Source organism: Streptococcus chenjunshii (assembly GCF_003086355.1).
Classification (GTDB): domain Bacteria; phylum Bacillota; class Bacilli; order Lactobacillales; family Streptococcaceae; genus Streptococcus; species Streptococcus chenjunshii.
The window spans coordinates 2,125,309-2,141,972 of record NZ_CP031733.1; the positions used below are offsets into that span (position 1 = coordinate 2,125,309).

Here is a 16,664-nt window from a genome sequence, read left to right on the forward strand (position 1 = left end):
TTGCTAATCAGACGCAAAAGCTAACCTGTGCTTTGACTGTGTCTGAACTTGCGTTAAGTATGATAATTTCGCCGTTAGCCTCAATTTGGACATTAGCTGATAGACCGTCAAGTCGCCAGCGTTGAGCCGGCAGCATTAAGCCATGGCTAGGCCTATAGCCAGCCGGCAGATAGCCGAACGTCCGGTTTGAGGTGTTGGCTGGTACCTGTATATCTATGTAAACTACATCACCTACCTTTTTATATTTTGCCCAACTAACGGACATGCCGGCGGTTTGCCAGCCTGAATTAACCAAATTGTTATGACTTGCTGAAGCAAAACTAAGCCAATTCGTCCAATTACCACCGTGCCGAGTCCGTGTGTATATGTTGCCCGTTCCCTTTTGGATAAGCATTTGCGATAAATAGTTATCACTTTCAGAGTAGACCGCCACATAAAACTCATTCGGACCGCTAACTGATGGTCCGTTAATTGGGACGTTGACGCTAAAAAATTTATTAATCGTACAAGTGTTTAAATCAAGTGTATTAGCTGCATTATAAGGTGATCGCCCGTCTTTGCGGGTTAATTCGTGCTGTTGGATAGGTGAGTCGTTGGCGTAGATATCACCGCGGACATCAAGAGCGCCACGTTCTCGGATTTTGTTAATTCCGACGCCTGACGTGTCGTAACTCATCACAACCGACTCCGTAGCGACGCTTGCCATAAATTCGGTTTTAGTAAACCTATCCTCAAGCGTGCCAATCACCGTCCAAGCCTTGTTAGCTGCGTAAGTGCCGGATAAGTTAGCTTGTGAGTTGGTGAGTGATGAGAGACTTAGCCAAGAGCCAGACGCCGGACTGGAGTCCGTGGTATAGCTAGTGCTGCCTCTTTGTGCGACTTTAAATGACAAAGTCATTACATTCTTTTGCTCGCCATCAACACTTAGCGCCGCTATACGAGCGTTACGGTTGACTGTAAAAGTGCTAGACGTTGAGCCCGAACGCTGCACATCAAAGCTTAGTGTCGGTGCGAAGTACTCTAAGACAGTGACTTTAGTCTCTTTAACATCTGACTGCCTGCCTCTGCTGTCAAAGACACTAGCGCGAACAGTCACCTCTCCGCTGTAAGGCATTAGACCAAGCGTCCCGCCGTTAACTGTGGTGCTTTGGTTTTTGCCAACAATCTCAGCTTTGTACCCGGCTATGCTTGAGCCGTAAACACCCTTACCACCGTCAAAATCAACTTGAATATTTGATATAACCTGTATATAGTGCGTATCGTTAGGGATAAGCTTTTGCGCTGCGGCGTTGGTATCTGACAGCCTAAAACCGGTGAAAGTTGGCTTAACACTAGCCGGGACAGTCGCCGTAAAGGTGGCTGACTTAGTCCCTATCAGCGTACCGCCGCTGTAGGTATCAACATAGATTGTCCCCCAACTGCTGGCAGAGTTAGGCATATCGTTACAAAAATCCATCGGCACCGTCCAGCTCGTGGACGTATCAATGTTGCTTGCGATAACTCCTGTCTTGTTATACCAACCATAACGCACCGTGTGCTTAAAGTTGTCTGATACTCTGTTAATCTTGATATTTAAGGCACTGCCGATTGTTACGCTGTTAACCGTCACATCGCTAGCTCGGGGGATAGTCCCTAAAGTTGCTGTTTGCGACACTGTACAGGAGCTGTACCCGTCAACATTAAGAGCTAAGGTTAAGCTGATATTAAAGGACTTAGTCCCGTCAGCATTGTGATTAATAGTGTATTCTTTTTGCCAAATTGTGGCAGTGCTGCCTGCCCCAATATTAACAGCAACTTGCTCAATAGCGCCGCCGCCGTTAATATTGATAGTCAAAGGCGCTGTCACACCGTACACACTCCCATAGTCACTTGTGGATAAAGTCGCCCAGACACGCACCCGGGAGGTGTTGTTTTCTATACTTTTTGAGACGGTGCCCCAATAGACAGACATTGTTAAATGACTGCCGTATGCACCCCCAAATTTTCCTGATGCCATTAAACAAGACCTCCTACATATCGTATTACGTTCATATCCGGGTTAAGGTGGTACTGCTCCTCTCGAAACCGGCCGATTTGCACGGTTTTAGAAAAGATACCATTTTCAATGTGGATTACCCCCTGGCTGATATACATGACTTCAGAACCGGCAGAAAACATAGATATCCGGTCTTCCGCTATCTTGATAGTCGCCGAGCTGTCGTTCCGGCCGATAATCAAACCCTCTTCGCTTGCGCTCATGTAAGTATCAATAAAATTCCACCGCGTCGCCATATCGCCAACATCTGTTTCTAACATGCTTATGCGCTGGCCTGCTGCTATGAGGTTTTGCTCTGCTTTAGCTTTGTCCGCTTCATTAGCATTAACAAAATCGATATACGCAGCAATCCACTGATCCACTGTGTCAATACTTGCTTTGGCTTCCATCTCCGCCCTAGCAAGCGCCTGCGCTTCGTAGAGCGCGTTTAGTTGCTGTATAGTCAGCTGTGCGTCTGCTTTGGAGTCAATCCTATCAGTCATTTCAGCAACTTGCTCTTCGTCCAGAGCACCTTTAGGGCCTCTTACTTTAATCCATGTATACAAGTTAGGGTCTTCTGAAGCTTCGCGGTTGTTATCCGTAAGCGTGCCTAGCCATTCCCTATCTGTGGTCTCGGTCAAAGAAAAGTCAATGATAGAGCCGTCCTCAGCTTTATTAGCATAAGCGATATGCGTAAACTGTGCTTCGCCGTCAAAGGTCTTGCTAAAGCTGACTTGCCCTCCGGCTATTAGTTCGTTACGCAGGTAAGCCTCAATCGTCACATTTAGGATACGGTCAAAGTCTGTTGCTTTGACAGTCAGCTGCTTACCCATACCGATAAGGCTATCACCATCTTTAAACATAAAGATAGTGTCTTCTTCCTCGACGCCTGATTTTGAGACGCTAGCTGTTAAGACGCTTTCGCCCTCATTGTTTTTAAAAACGACACCGTTATTTGTAAACAGCGTAATCTCGTAAGGTTTCGAGTCCTCAACCATTCGGTACATTTCGGATAGCAAATCATTTGAGGTCCGTAGGTCTAGCTTTTTATAATTACTAAATACCGTTTTATTATTACGGCTGTCTGCGAAGCTGATAACTTGCTCCGATACTCTAGCCTTAAGCGCTAGCTTAGGATAAAAGTTCCCGGACTCAATCAAAAAGGTGTCGCCAATTGAGCCCTCAAAATACCCCTCGACCTCATACTCAACCCGTGGGAAGGCATATTTCTTAAGCTTTTCGATAGACTCGCTTATCAGCCGTTCTTCCGTATCTATTTCATACTCGAAGTCCCGGCGGATATAGTTATCGTTAACCTCTTCGCCGGTAAAGACGGCCGGATAAAGGTCTTTGGACAGCGGGCTAAACACAAAGCCGTTTTCGACTTTGTATTCAACCTGTCCGGCTGCATTTTTGTACTCTTTCTTTGTATCGTTGCTGATAAAAAGGTCAACGATTTCTTCAGTGATTTCAATTTCTTCAGGCGTAACGACTTCCACAATCTGCGTTGTCCCGTCCGCATTAGTGATGGTGGTTTGCGTGCTGGCTTGTGCGTCAATTGCACCGCCCGCTGCAATTTCCGGCGGGTAACAAACAGTCAAAATACCGCCCATATAAGCCTGCAAGTTGTAGCTGTTACGGGTGACTGATTGCTTGCCGGCGTAGTTTTGTTCAAGTACTGTAATAGTGTTTCCAGAGACTTTTTCGATAACAACCGTATGCCCGTAAACACCTGTCCAAAACGGACTGCCGTAGTTAGGCCTGATATTAGCAATACCGCCGGCTCTAACTTTAGCGGCAGTAATCGGTTGACCCTCAACGCTCCATTTGTAATTGCCCCAAGCATAATCCGTACCAATGTAAGCGGCAGCAATACCACCACCACGCAAGCCAGATATCGCATTAATTCCAGCACCAAGGCCGGGGCCGCCTAACTGCTGCGCGTACCATGCTGCCACAGCGTAACATTGCCCATTCCCTAGTGTCCGGTTTAAGAGACTGCCTAGCTGGGTTAATACCCGTTTAGCATTTGGTGCGCCTTTGCCGTTGGTAGTAGTTGTTACTGGTGTTACCGGTTTCTTCCATTGCGCGTCAAGCTTAGTCAAAACGTCACCATTATTTTGATTAACGCCCCGCTGTATACTCACCATCAAGCTGATATAGTGATTGTATCCAGCAGCTGCATAATCATACAAGGCCCCGCCGATCCGAAAGAGGCCTTTGGTATAATCGGTAATGTTGTTTTTCCCTTTGACACCATAAAATTTAGCACCATTACCGGCTTTTTGCTCGGCAAGCAGGTAAGTGTAATCCTTTAAAAAATCCGATACACTAGCATAGCGCATGTAGGTGCCGCCCTCGGCTGCAGGTCTTGATGTCCCTGTGCTAACTCTAACGCCTGACGGTCTAACACCAGCACCGCCAGTCATACCCGACCAGTTGTTATCCGCCCGGCCAACTGCAGAGTTCCCCCAAAAACTCTCTAAATAGAGCTGACAGATAACACCAGACGGCAGTAAGCTGTGCTTTACACAGAGCGTTAAAATCTCCTGTATATGCGCAACAGATAGCGAGCCGTTAGCATATCTAATAGCTCCGCCGGTGTATTTTTGATTGGCAGCAACCGTAGTTGATTTAGTGACAGCGTTTTTAACTACTCGGGTTTTTGTGATTTTTTTCTTACCCTTAGGCCGAGTCATGTTAAAGAGCTCGTTTATGTCCTCTGTTTTTCGGACAAACTCGATATTATCGCCATCGCGCAAAACAACATCTTCCCTTAGCTTACCGACACCCTGTGTTTTATCGCCGTCATTTTGTTTGTAAAAGTGGACTTTAAAGTTTTTGATTTTACCATTAGCGGTTAACTCAATCTCAAATTCATGCTCCGCGTCAAAATTTTGAGCAATAGAGATTAAGCGCTTGAGCTTACTCTCCTCTGCCGTCCACTCTAACGTTAACTTTTTGTCTGCAACTTCGTTTTTACCAATCTGCAGGTTATTGTTAACGTTAACTATGTTAAGCTCTTTTAAGTACTCCGCTAACGATAAGGCTTTTTCAGCGGTGTACGCTCTAGCGTACTCATTGAGTAGTTCTAGATTTAACGCTTCAGACTCAATTTGCAGGCTATCGTCGTCCTCTTTAATGTGCATGATTTTAAAAAGATAGTCTTTATCTTTATATTTAAAAGACAAAAACGCCCCGACTTTTAAATGCTGGAAGGCATATTTACCGTTTTTATCAGTCGCTAACCGCTTTTTTAAAACCGTAACGTTATAAGTTGAGGAGCCGGTCTCTAAGTATCTGTGCCACTGGTCCGCCTCAAAGTTGAGCGTTCCTTGCTTGCTATTGTCTAAGGTGGTTACTTGATTAAGCTTATTATCATGTACGGTAATAATCATTTATAACCACCTTTCCTCAAAAACAACCTCTATTAAAGGTTTTGTTTTATTCCAACTAGACTGCCTGAATTGTAGCTCTGACGTGCCGGGTGGAATTGTCATAAATTCAGATCCGACAACACGCAAAGCCAGCTTATCAATGCCATCAACGCTTAGCGAGTTGTTCTCGCTGTTCATCACAACTTCAGAGGCTGGAGAAAATTTATTAGGCACATCTTCCCATACACTCATTTTGTCTTTTACATACTTAAACGCGTCGACGTACATATGAGTTACTCTATCAATCCCGTTAGCCTGTCCAAAGGTAATATGCACCTTTTTAGACTTCTTACCCTTGATACCCGGGACTGTAAAGTCTTTACGAGAGCCGAACCAATAAGCGCTGATTTTATCATCAGACCGGACAACATCAGAGTAACCGCGACCAGAATTAAAAGGATTGTCAACGTCTTTTTCAGTTGCGTTAAAATGCCAAGCATGCTGCACCTTATAAGCGTATGCTGCGCCCTCGTCTCTTACGATTAAAGCGTAATGCGTAGTGAGACCAGTTGACCGCTTCATTGTTTCAAAGCCGTACAGAAATTTGTCATCTTCGTCCGACACGGTGACTTTAATAAAACCGCGCTGTTTGAGGTCACCCGGATAGAAAATCTGCCGCCACCAGATATAGTCGTAAAGACTGCCTTTATCCCCGTTTTGGTCGGCTGGAATTTCCCAAGTGATGGACGAGGTAATCCATGGCTGGCTAGTAGAGACCCCTCTGTTCCAAATACCTATATGGTCCCGGCCAAAAGTGCCTTTAAAGGTCCCCATATCAGTCCGAGCGGTCTCTGTGCTGTTATCGTTGGTAATCCCAACCCTTTCTGTACCTTGTTTCAAAGAGTCGATGATTTTATCATTGGTAAAATTAAGCAGTGTTTGAGACTTTTGCACAATCTTTCCATCATCTTCTTCCCTATCGCCGGCCTCAAAGACGCCGTTTTTATTGACGATACCGATATATCCGTTTTCGTCAATGTTTCGATAAGTGATAACAGGCAACGCGTCTACGTTGCCCTGATTATCAATCTCAAAGGTGTATTTGCCGTTATCTTCGGTGTAATCTGTAAAGCGTCGGTACGTTGTACTGTGTGCCGTGCCGTCCGGGACTAAAAACTCCATAGAGCCTTGAGACCTGTAGTTAGACACCTCCAGCATCTCAATGTCATTAATCGGTAAAGCTAAATAGTACTTATCCGGCTCGTCCGAAAACATTAAGCGCTTAGGTTCGTCAACGTTAAATATGCCGGCTAAGTGGTGCTTAACGCGGTTACGGTCTTTAGACCAGATACTAAACTCAACAGTAATTGTTTTAGCCTCTGTATTGACTTTTTGGAGGTTAACCCCTAATTTTGGAGCGGCAGAACTGGTGATTGACCGTTCATTCCCTATGCCTCTTTGGATATCGTTAATCTCGATAGTTTCGTCGAGTTTTAACCCGTCAAAAGTCATAGTTACAATGCCCATGCTCTATCTCCCTCCAATCTTTTGGCTTGCGTCTCAGCTCGCTGCATTTCCTCTTTGAGGATTTCGCCGACCTTACGCTTATCCATGTAAATGGCTTGTGTGCCGTTCTTATCCTTTTTGTTAAGGACTAACAGCATTTGTCTTAACAACCGGATAACCTCATCATTGCCTTGATTATCCCCGGATACGACGGTAACATTTCTATCCGTACGCTCTAAGTCTTTTAAAAACTTAGCGTCCTCTGGTATACCTATACCGTTTTGGTACTTAGAGACACCCAACCGAGACATCAAGTCCCTTGTACGACTAGCCTTGAGGACTTTAGAGCCTTTAGGCAGTGGCAAGACTACGTCCCTGCCTTCTGGGATAAAGGACTGCCCAGATGGTAAAGTCACCATTTCTTTATACATAGGCCCCTTTTGGTCGTTAACCATTGCTAATCCGCCGGGGTGGTAATTGGTACCTGTAGCATTAGCAATAACACTTGCGCCGATGCTGATTAATTGACTGGATAAATTGGTTAGACTGCTTGCGATATTTGCAATTACGCTTGAGGCATTATCCCTAGCATTAATTGTTACGGTCTTATCTTTAACGCTATTAACGCTTTTAGTCGCTTTATCCACAGCGTCTTTTGTTAAATTGCTAGCCAAAAGCTTAACCGGTGTATTTTGCTTAGGTGAGTTAACGCTTTTATTCGCACTGCTTGCAGCCGCGCCGGTGTTATCCGTTGCGTTGATTGAGGTTGGGACCTCCTGTTTAACACCGTTAACCGTGATACCAGCCTCAAGTGCTCCTTGCTCTGTCTGGTTATCCGCGTCAATGATTACGCTTTTACCCGTCAGCGAGTTAATAGCCTGCTGCGCTTTATCCACATCACCGCTAGTCATATCTTTAGCCAGCAATTCTTTTTGTTGCGGTTGAAGCAGGTTCCATGTGTCCAGCGCTTTTTTAGCTGCATCTGCGTCATTCAAGAAGCTTTCGTTTTCAGCTAGTATCTTCTTGACCTCAACAGGTAAGCCGTTCCATTGCTTAAGCATGTCTTTGCTGGACATCAAAGCTTTAAGAGTTGGCTTGTTATCGGTAATAAGTTTTTTATCCTTTGGACTTAAGCTGTCCCACTGTCCAGTCGCGACTAGAGCTTCACCGATTGCTATTTTAGCGTTAGTTTCAAGGTTGGCGTTTTTAAGGTCGAACTTGAGATTCTCCCAGCCGTTCTCAGCCTCAAGTGCTTTTTGGATTTCGTCTTGAGCGTTAGTTTTGATTTCTCCTGTTTTAGGGTCTAACACAAGACCGTTCCAGTGCATATTTGCCGCTCTCATTTCGTCTGACATGTTAGCAACGCTTTTGGCGACTAAACCGGACGTGTTGTCCGCCGCATCCGCAAATCCCTCAAGCTTTTTCTGCATATCATCAAAGCTCAAACCTAACTTTTCCATGTCTTGTTCTACTGTGGTCCAATAGCCAGAGTTGTCAAGATTGCCTGTTACTTCAGCAATCTTCTTCCGCAAATCCATGTACTTATCACCGTAAGCTTCCATTTTGGCTAAGTGGTCCGCTTCTAGTTTTTCAAGTTCTTCTTTGTATGCCTTGTCACTTAAGCCTCCGTCCTTGTGCAGCTGCTTAAGCTCGTCTTTGGCGTCTTTGTAAAGCTTATTTTCTTTCTTTAGCCAGTCTTGCGTCGTGCTCAAAGCTTTGTTGAGCTGGGTTTCGTTAAGCTCGTCAAGTTCGCCGTTCATGGCTTTTTGGATTGCTGTCCGTTCTTTTTTAGACAAATCCATCATCTCAAGTTGTTTGCTGATAAGCTCTTTCTGGTTATTTAAGATGATTTCTTTTTCTTCTGCGGATAATTTCCGGTTGTTGTCACTGGCATTTTTATAAATTTCAATGACTTCATCAGACATGCGCTGAACGTTTTCTTTTGTCTGGTTAGCGTTATCTATCATAGCTTGCTTCTGCTCGTCTGATAGACCCCATTTTTCAGCCAGCTTTAAATCTTTCGCTAATTTTTCATCTGTCAATGCTGTGATTTCGTCTGCTAGCTCTTTAAATGCTTTTTTAACGTCATTAACATTTTGAGTACCGCCAGTCCCGAAGCCTTCCATAGCCCTTGAAGTTTCATCGACCTTATCTTTAAACTCGCTTAACTCGTTAGCTTGCGTTTTGCTAACTTCAGTCCCCCATTCCTGCGTCCGGTTTTTAGCTTCTCTGGCATGTTCAGACCAAGCGGTTATAGCCAATAAAGCACCACCGCCTAAAAGCACACCCCAAGTCACTGGGTTGCCAAGCAAACCAACAGCAGACGTAAGCCCGGTTGCTTCAGTGGTTACTGCTCCCATAGCCGGCGCTAAATCCTTAACTGCCATTAAACCTTTAAGCCCACCGGCTAACTTGCCTACGCCGTTCATCAGCTTACCAACCCCAGACGTTGTCGAGCCTAAAATTTTAAGTAAAGGAGACGCTGCAGCAGTTCCAGCAACCATATAAGCGATAAAACGTTTCATTTCCGGGCTGGCGTTAGAGTACGCCTTAGCCATGTTTTCAATGGTCTTAAACAGGGGCTTCATTGCGTCCAATGCGTCAGACGCCGCTTGCATTAACGGACCGCCTAGCTCAATACCTATATCATTAAGTTTGTTTTTAAAGATTTTTAACTTGCTCTGGAAGGTCTCATAGCGTTTCTCCGCCTCTTTAGTCAGAGCCGTATTTTCCTTGAAGCCTTTGTTTGCAGTCTCAAATGACTTGCTTAAGAGGTCTCCAGCGCCCGCTAAACGTTGCATGGTGTCTAACTCACGTACAGAGTTGATACCCATCTCTTTTAGCGCTCCGGTGACATCACCGCCGCCGTCTTTAATCTTGCCTAACCCTTTAACAAAGTCAGTGATCGCTTGCTGCGGGTCTTTCTTCCAGACTTCCGCAAATTGAGAAGCACTCATTCCGGCCGTCTCTGCGAATTTCTCCAGATTGCCACCGCCAGACATAACGTCAGAGTTAATCTTTTGCATGACTTTGCTAAAGGCAGACCCACCAGCTTCAGCTTCGATACCTACAGAGCTCATAGCGGTAGCCAGACCCATAATCTGCGGCTCTGTCAGTCCTACTAAATGCCCGGTACCAGCTAAGCGCAGACCCATGTTTACAATATCGCTTTCAGTCGTCGCAAAATTATTACCCAGCGCAACAATAGCAGAGCCAAGATTTTGGTATTTGCTCGGTGACATCTGGGTGATGTTGGCAAACTTAGCAAGGGCTTGCGCTGCGTCGTTAGCAGATAGGTTGGTGGACTCGCCCATGTCAATCATTACACGGGTAAACGCCAAGACGTCTTCTGTCTTAATGCCAAGTTGTCCTGCCGCCTCTGCTACAGCTGCAATCTCGGTTGTAGACGCCGGGATTTCCTTAGCCATGTTTCGGATACCTTGCGCCAGTTGCTCGTAAGAGTAAGTTACGTTACCGTTACTGTCTTTGACTTCGTCAACCGTCTTCTTGACCCCGGTAAACGCGCTTTCAAAGTCACTTGCTGACTTGATAGCAAAACCAGCACCCGCAGCCATACCTGCACTAACCCATTTAAGATTATCACCGGCAGTCTTTAACTTTTGCCCAAACTCATCAACCTTTTTCCCGCTGGATTGTAGCCAGCCAGTAAAGCCTGATTGGCTCGCTGCGTCCCTCATGGCTTTAGATACCGCCTGCAATTGACCCTCTAGGTCTTGCAGTTTGGCATTTTCACGCTCAATCTGCACAGCGGCCGCCTCCCATTTGGCAGTGCCGGGCTCAAGCTCATCAAAGTTAGCCTTTAGTCCTGTTAAGACCTTCTTCTGCGCGTCTATAGTTTGCTGCAAAGATTTGTATTTAGTCTGCAGCAGATTAACATTGTTACCGTTACCTTTTAGCGCCGAGTCCAGCGCTTTGGTTTCTGCTTTAAAAAAATTAACAGCGCGCTTAGCACCGTTAACATCGCTTGAAAATTTGCTGGTGTCTAACCCCAGCTCAATAAACATACTCCCTAAAGGTGTACCTGATGGCATAGCTCCTCCTTCCTATATTTGGCCGATAAATTCTTCTAGGCTCATAACTTCGTTGTTTTCTTTTGGTTTGCCGTCTGCCGTGTCTAAAATAGAGAGCAAGTCCCGCCAGTCTGTCTCCATAACATCTTTAATTGACATGCCAAGACCGGACTTCACGACATTACGAATAAAGCCGTAAAACTTATCCAGTGCTTCATCCGGCTTTATTTTTCGGCTTTTGGGTCAGGGTCGCCCCCTACCAGTTTGACAAAAACTGTACCGATAATTTTATTCAATTCGCTCATTTCTAAGCCGTTGTACATATCTTCAACGGTCAGACCCTCAAACAAACTAGCGATAAACTTTAATTGCACATCTAACTTTTCGGCTTCAGACCAACCTTTGTTAGCGATATCCGCCTCCATCTCTAAATATTCACGGTATTTAGAGACTGGCATATAATCATTTTCGTACGCTACTTTTTGGCCTTTTTCGTTACGCACCTTAATCTCAATAGTTGCCATGTTAACTCCTTAATATCAAAAAAACACTGAGTGGACTGCTCCACTCAGTACTAAAAAATTACGCTGCTGCAGTAAGTTTTACTTTTTGCCTCAACGTATCTACTGTTGCCTTACCTACGCCGATACCGACATACTGGCCGGCTGTGTCGCCATCGTCACTCGCAAGGGCTGTAAACGTAAGCGACTCTGTTTTTAGTTCTGGGTTTTCACCAGTCAGCGTTTCAATTTCGATACTCTCCATCGAGAATTGCCCCTTGAAGAAGCCGATCGCTACTTCCTCACCCTGTGCTGTCGTCGAAAACAGCGTTAACGAGCAGAACGGTGCTGTTGTGTCAGCGCCGATTGTAACAACACCATCTTCGCCTTTGGCACGGCCTAAAATCGTACTTTGTAAATCAAACGGCAGGTCAATCAAACCAAGTTCTGCCTTAACATCACCCACGCCTTTTTGAGTGGAGAAATAGGCAACGTCAGACCCATAAGTCTTTTGCGGTTCAGACGTCAGGCCAGTGATATTCGCTGTTTGAGTTGCACCCTTATCTTGCACACCAGCTACGGAAAAAACATTTTCATTTTCTGTAGGCTCTTTGCCGTCTAAAACACGGATTTCCATTTTCTTAAAACCAACTAAACTCATTAGTATCTCCTTTTATTTTTAATAATCTTCATAGAGTGGACTAAAACCGCGATAGGTCCTAGCGTCCACATAACGCTTAACATCACTAATAAAATCTTCCAGACCGCCAGCTATTTGGTAAAAGCCTAAGCTTTCCATCACCTTTTCAACCCGCCGCTGTAAGTCTTTAGCCTCTTTGCGGTCCACGCTTTCAACGTTTATTTGATAAACAAATTTCTTTGATAAGCTCGTGTTTGAGGCTCTCACGGCCTGTTCAGGGCTGATGATGGGTATGATGACAATGCTTGCCGCGTCCATAGCTAAGCCTTCCGGACGAACAAAGGACTTGATGGTGACATCACGCAAGGTCTTATCATCTTTTAATTTTGCATAAAGCGTTTCGAGCATGTCTTTAGTCACCGAACTCCTCCTTCAACTTCTCCGCAATTAGCTTAGGATAGACACCCTCCAGCTCGTTGGAAAAGCGCCTAATTACCCCAAATCCCCTAGGTGATGGGTTGCGTGAGTAACCCAATTCCTGCAAATGGACCAGATTCCAGCGCGGGCTGGTAAACCCTAGCTTAATACTAGGTATACCCATATCACGCTTAACCCCTGATATCACAACTGCATTGACAGTCGCGCCGGTGTCTTTATAACTGGACACAGCATCTTTAAAATCAGGCTCAATCAGCTTACTAGTCTCCCTTAAAGACTTATTAACCGCACGCTTAACCTTGTCTGGACCTAGCTTCTTTTCCATGTTACGGATTAACTCATCATAACCTTTTAATTTCGCACCGCTAGCCATCGATAGCACCCCCGACAACGACAGTTAAAAACTGCCGCTCATCAAAACTAGGTCTAATATCAATGATTTGATACTTAGTCCCAATTAAGCGCGGATCCCTAATCTCTATATAGTGCTTATTGCTAGGTTGATAAGCATTTAAAGGGTCTCGCATTTTAACCGTGTAACTAGCTTTGGTACTGATGGAATTTGCAATAGTGATGTCTTTGTTGCTTGGGTTATAAACTTCCGCAAATGTTGCATAAACTTGCTCATAGGCAACATCACGGCCGTCTATACCCTCATTAATTTTTGCTGAATAAAAAACAATAGGCGTCCGAAGGTCGCCGTTATTTGTTTGATTTCTTGGCATTAGTCTTCACCTCTTCCACATAAGAGGGTAATTTTGCTTTGATTTCATCAAAGCGCTTCTTGCTTGCCTCAAATTCTTCACCGGTACGCCGAATAAGATTTTCTTTGAGGTCTTTAAAATCTTTTAAAACCTTAACCTTCACTGTCTTCCTCCTTGTAAGTCGTCAGAGCCATTCGGGCAATTTCGTTTTTAAAATTATCATAAAACAAATCGAGGCTGTCATTATAAACATACCTAGCCCGTTCCATGATTAATTCCTTGCCTGCATCGCTGGACATCATATCAACGCCCAGAAGGCTGTTTAAGGCCTCTTCTGAGCTCTTTAACATAAAGGATAGGTTATAATCCTCCATGTCGTGAAAAACGCGCATACGGGGTTTAAAAGCCCCTAATAGCGCATGCAGTTGTTCAGCCATAGGCTTATGCTCCCGGAAGCGGTTCTGGAACATCTAATGTCCACACGGCCGCTGCGCGCTCATCTTTAGCACGGCCGTAAGCAAATTGCTTAGCAGTGTAAAGGTTGAGGTCTTCCATAGCGAAAGTTTCGGTGTAGCGGCCAAGCTCAATTCCGCCGGCCACATAAGCATCATAACGGCCTTTAACAAACGTAGTTACTTTCTTAGCCGTTTGAGCTACAGACTCAATCAGCGTCAAGTTGTAAGGCAAAGCAGTCACATACACACCTTGCGCGTTAAGCGATGTGTACTGTTTCTTAACGTCCCAAGCGTCAGCCGGATTAACAATCATAACCACATTGCCTTCAACAGCAACCGGTGTTTTACCGTCTTCCTTGACGGAGTGGTGTTTGTGTACCAGCGTCAATTCTTTAACAGTGGTTGCTGCGTCTGCAAACGTGAGGGTTCCTGTAGCGGCTTTATCGCTGTAAGTAGTAATTTCGCCTACCGCTTTACCAGTCAGAGATTTAGACAGGCCGATAGGTTTATTATTACCGTCACCATTAAGAAATGCTGCTTCGAGAGCTACTGCGAAGGCCTCGTTAATTTGAGTTGTAACAAAAGTTTGAATCCACGCAGGACCGAATTTTTCAGCGTCTTTAGGGATAACCACAAAAGCAGTCAGCTTGAGCTGGATTGCTTTAGACTGGCTGAATTTAGCAGTCAATTGACCTTTGATTTTGCCGTAAAGCTCACCCCATTCAGCCACTCCTGCTGTTTCAGAATCAATAAACTTCATGCGCAGGCCAGCGTTGCGAAGACCGATATGCTCCAGCAATGGGTGCTGTGTGACTAAGTCTTCAAAGATGCGGTCAACCGTTTCTTCTGGAATTAACTCAGTAAATCCAGGTGCTACTGTTTTGTCAATTTCATTAAAAAACTTACGTTCGCGGGCCGTCATTTTAGCTTCTTGCGGGGTAGTAGCAATTGCCGTTTCTACTTCTTTGTGCGCTACTTTCTTTGCTTCGTCAAACATAGACTCCAACATTTCACCGTAAAGTTCATTTTGTTTTTCTTGAGGCTCTCCAGCCGCCACCGCATCGATAAATTTTTGGCGGATTTCGTTAAATTCATTCGATAATTTCATTGTCATTTAAATTTTCTCCTTTTTTAAAACAAAAAAGCCTTAAATCCTTTAGGCTCTTCTTTTGGTTCTTTTTCATTTTCGTTTTGAGTAACCAGCTGTTTTTCCAGATTATCCAATCTAGCACTGACTTCTCGCTTAAAGCGGTCTAGTTCTTCACTTCTTAGCTTTTGAGCTAAGATGATTTGATTTGGCACGACATCAGATGCAGCAGCAACCAACTGCGCCAGCTCGTCTTCCGCAAACATCACTTTGTCCGCAAAACCTTTCTCAACCGCTTGACCGGCTGACAGCCAAGTTTCCTGAGCCATCAAATCTAATAGCTCGTCCGGCGACAGACCAGTCTTTAGGATATAAGCATTAGCAATAGACTTGTTATAATTCTCCAAGATTTCGGCTTCATGCTTTAGCTCCCTGTGGTCGCCTTCAGCAACTGTTGACACATTGTGTATCATCATTTGCGCTGTCGGGCTAATTTCCACACTGTCGCCTGCCATTGCTATCACAGAGGCAGCACTAGCTGCGATGCCAACAACCTTAATTGAGACAGCTCCAGAATAATCTCTTAATGCTGTATAAATCTCGCTGCCAGCAAACACATCACCACCGCCTGAATTGATGATGACTTCCACAGGCTCACCGTTTTCTGGCAAAACAATGTCTTTTGGTGCTGTTGCTGTTAAACCGTACTCATCATAAAACCATTTAACATCATTAGAAACAATCGTCCCTTTAATATCAATCTTCACCCTCTACCTCACCCCCTTTCCCTTCGTAAAATTCTTGATAGTTTCTAGTAATCAAAAACTCATCTCCGCCCTCAATAGCTGTATAGCCAAGCTCTTTTCTGACTTCGTTACGGTTAAAGGCACCGCTAGAAATCAGCTTATCAATGCTAGAGGCTAACTCGAAGAGGTCTCGACGTTCGACGCCGATTATCTCAATCTTAGCGCCCTTTTGATAATCTGCCGCGTCAATGATTTTAGAGTTTAGCTCATCTTCCACGCGCTTTATCAAGGGTTCAAGGCAGTACATGTTAAACGACTTTTGAGCGTCCTCAATACCAGCAATCTCACCATGCAGCAAGGCTACCGGGATACCTATCAAATCAGCGACATCATCTTCAAACTGCCGGCGCAGCTTTTTAAGCTCATCAATCGAGGTATCAGATACACCAACGCGGTTTGTCAGTTCGTCATACTCTATCTGATCTATCATAGGCACGATAGCAACTGACTTATCTTTAAACGCAGCAAACAGTCGCTCGCTATAATTCTTAAGCGTTTGAGTTTGCTCTTTGTTAAACTGGTTAGCACCTTTGACCTTAAGCGTCCCGCGGATTTGGTTATTTCTGGCAAGCGCCTCAACCATCCGACTATATAACTTTTGATAATCTTCAAACAGCTTATCTAAGTATAGACTTAGTCGGTTGTTGTTGTATTGCAGATAAATGACTTCGTCCATTTTAAAACTGCGCTTAAACTGATAGTTTTTTACAACCACAGATTCAAAGACATCACCATAAACTGCGTATTCCTTATGATTAAAAGCGTCCGCAATTAATAGCTGGTCGTCATCTGATAAGATAACCAGCACTTCATTTTGCGTGATTAACTTATAAACAAGTCTCTGCCAAAACCTAGAGCCGGCTTCGTTTTTATTTGGCTTAGCATTTAGGATATAAGACCATTGATTATCCATGCGCTCGTCATTGACCCGGTAATTAAATTCAGACCGCGAGAACACCCGAGATAAAAATTCAGCGTTTTTGTCAATCGCTAACAGCTTCAGGTGGATTTGCTGGAGATCAGAAAACAGCTCATCAAAATCATAGCTAACATCAGGGCTTTTGTTCTTCCTTATTAGTCCAAAGAAGGACTCGAACAAGGCCATT

General features: G+C 44.6%; 15 protein-coding genes. All 15 read right to left on the minus strand.

Annotation, left to right across the window (positions count from 1 at the left end; all coding sequences use genetic code 11):
* Positions 1-7 precede the first annotated feature (7 nt).
* The 15 genes from DDV21_RS10195 to DDV21_RS10255 all read right to left on the minus strand — a co-directional run bounded on the left by DDV21_RS10195 (position 8) and on the right by DDV21_RS10255 (position 16,663).
* Positions 8-1,996, minus strand: coding sequence for a DUF859 family phage minor structural protein (locus tag DDV21_RS10195; RefSeq protein ID WP_241964672.1), 1,989 nt, complete (start codon positions 1,994-1,996; stop codon positions 8-10).
* Positions 1,996-5,412 (minus strand): glucosaminidase domain-containing protein, encoded by a 3,417-nt coding sequence (locus DDV21_RS10200; RefSeq protein ID WP_116878170.1) that lies wholly within the window; start codon positions 5,410-5,412, stop codon positions 1,996-1,998. The genes DDV21_RS10195 and DDV21_RS10200 overlap by 1 nt, the downstream gene beginning before the upstream one ends.
* Entirely contained in the window at positions 5,413-6,918 is a 1,506-nt protein-coding gene (locus DDV21_RS10205; RefSeq protein ID WP_116878169.1) for a distal tail protein Dit, read from the minus strand.
* Complete coding sequence (locus DDV21_RS10210; RefSeq protein WP_116878168.1) at positions 6,906-10,949, minus strand: phage tail tape measure protein; 4,044 nt, start codon at positions 10,947-10,949, stop codon at positions 6,906-6,908. Before DDV21_RS10210 ends, DDV21_RS10205 begins: the two co-directional genes overlap by 13 nt.
* A 12-nt stretch (positions 10,950-10,961) precedes the next feature.
* Positions 10,962-11,087 carry a hypothetical protein gene (locus DDV21_RS12005; RefSeq protein WP_259293363.1) on the minus strand — a complete coding sequence of 42 codons (126 nt, stop codon included), beginning with the start codon at positions 11,085-11,087 and terminating at the stop codon, positions 10,962-10,964.
* A 65-nt stretch (positions 11,088-11,152) separates the two neighbouring features.
* Positions 11,153-11,452 (minus strand): phage tail assembly chaperone G, encoded by a 300-nt coding sequence (gpG, locus tag DDV21_RS10215; protein ID WP_116878167.1) that lies wholly within the window; start codon positions 11,450-11,452, stop codon positions 11,153-11,155.
* Positions 11,453-11,510: 58 nt separating this feature from the next.
* On the minus strand, positions 11,511-12,089 hold the full coding sequence (locus tag DDV21_RS10220; RefSeq protein ID WP_116878166.1) for a major tail protein: 579 nt from the start codon (positions 12,087-12,089) through the stop codon (positions 11,511-11,513).
* 18 nt (positions 12,090-12,107) lie between these two features.
* A complete protein-coding gene (locus DDV21_RS10225) occupies positions 12,108-12,488 on the minus strand; it encodes a hypothetical protein (protein WP_241964674.1) in 381 nt (126 codons plus the stop codon).
* Positions 12,481-12,879, minus strand: a complete 399-nt coding sequence (locus DDV21_RS10230; protein WP_116878165.1) for a hypothetical protein — start codon at positions 12,877-12,879, stop codon at positions 12,481-12,483. The genes DDV21_RS10225 and DDV21_RS10230 overlap by 8 nt, the downstream gene beginning before the upstream one ends.
* Positions 12,872-13,231, minus strand: a complete 360-nt coding sequence (locus tag DDV21_RS10235; protein WP_116878164.1) for a phage head-tail adapter protein — start codon at positions 13,229-13,231, stop codon at positions 12,872-12,874. Before DDV21_RS10235 ends, DDV21_RS10230 begins: the two co-directional genes overlap by 8 nt.
* Positions 13,209-13,373: a hypothetical protein gene (locus DDV21_RS11795; RefSeq protein ID WP_162886313.1), complete on the minus strand. Its 165-nt coding sequence runs from the start codon at positions 13,371-13,373 to the stop codon at positions 13,209-13,211. Before DDV21_RS11795 ends, DDV21_RS10235 begins: the two co-directional genes overlap by 23 nt.
* Entirely contained in the window at positions 13,363-13,647 is a 285-nt protein-coding gene (locus tag DDV21_RS10240; RefSeq protein ID WP_116878163.1) for a phage gp6-like head-tail connector protein, read from the minus strand. Before DDV21_RS10240 ends, DDV21_RS11795 begins: the two co-directional genes overlap by 11 nt.
* 4 nt (positions 13,648-13,651) lie before the next feature.
* A complete protein-coding gene (locus DDV21_RS10245) occupies positions 13,652-14,779 on the minus strand; it encodes a phage major capsid protein (protein WP_116878162.1) in 1,128 nt (375 codons plus the stop codon).
* Positions 14,780-14,796: 17 nt separating this feature from the next.
* Positions 14,797-15,519, minus strand: coding sequence for a head maturation protease, ClpP-related (locus DDV21_RS10250; protein ID WP_116878161.1), 723 nt, complete (start codon positions 15,517-15,519; stop codon positions 14,797-14,799).
* Complete coding sequence (locus tag DDV21_RS10255; RefSeq protein WP_116878160.1) at positions 15,509-16,663, minus strand: phage portal protein; 1,155 nt, start codon at positions 16,661-16,663, stop codon at positions 15,509-15,511. The genes DDV21_RS10250 and DDV21_RS10255 overlap by 11 nt, the downstream gene beginning before the upstream one ends.
* Position 16,664 lies beyond the last annotated feature (1 nt).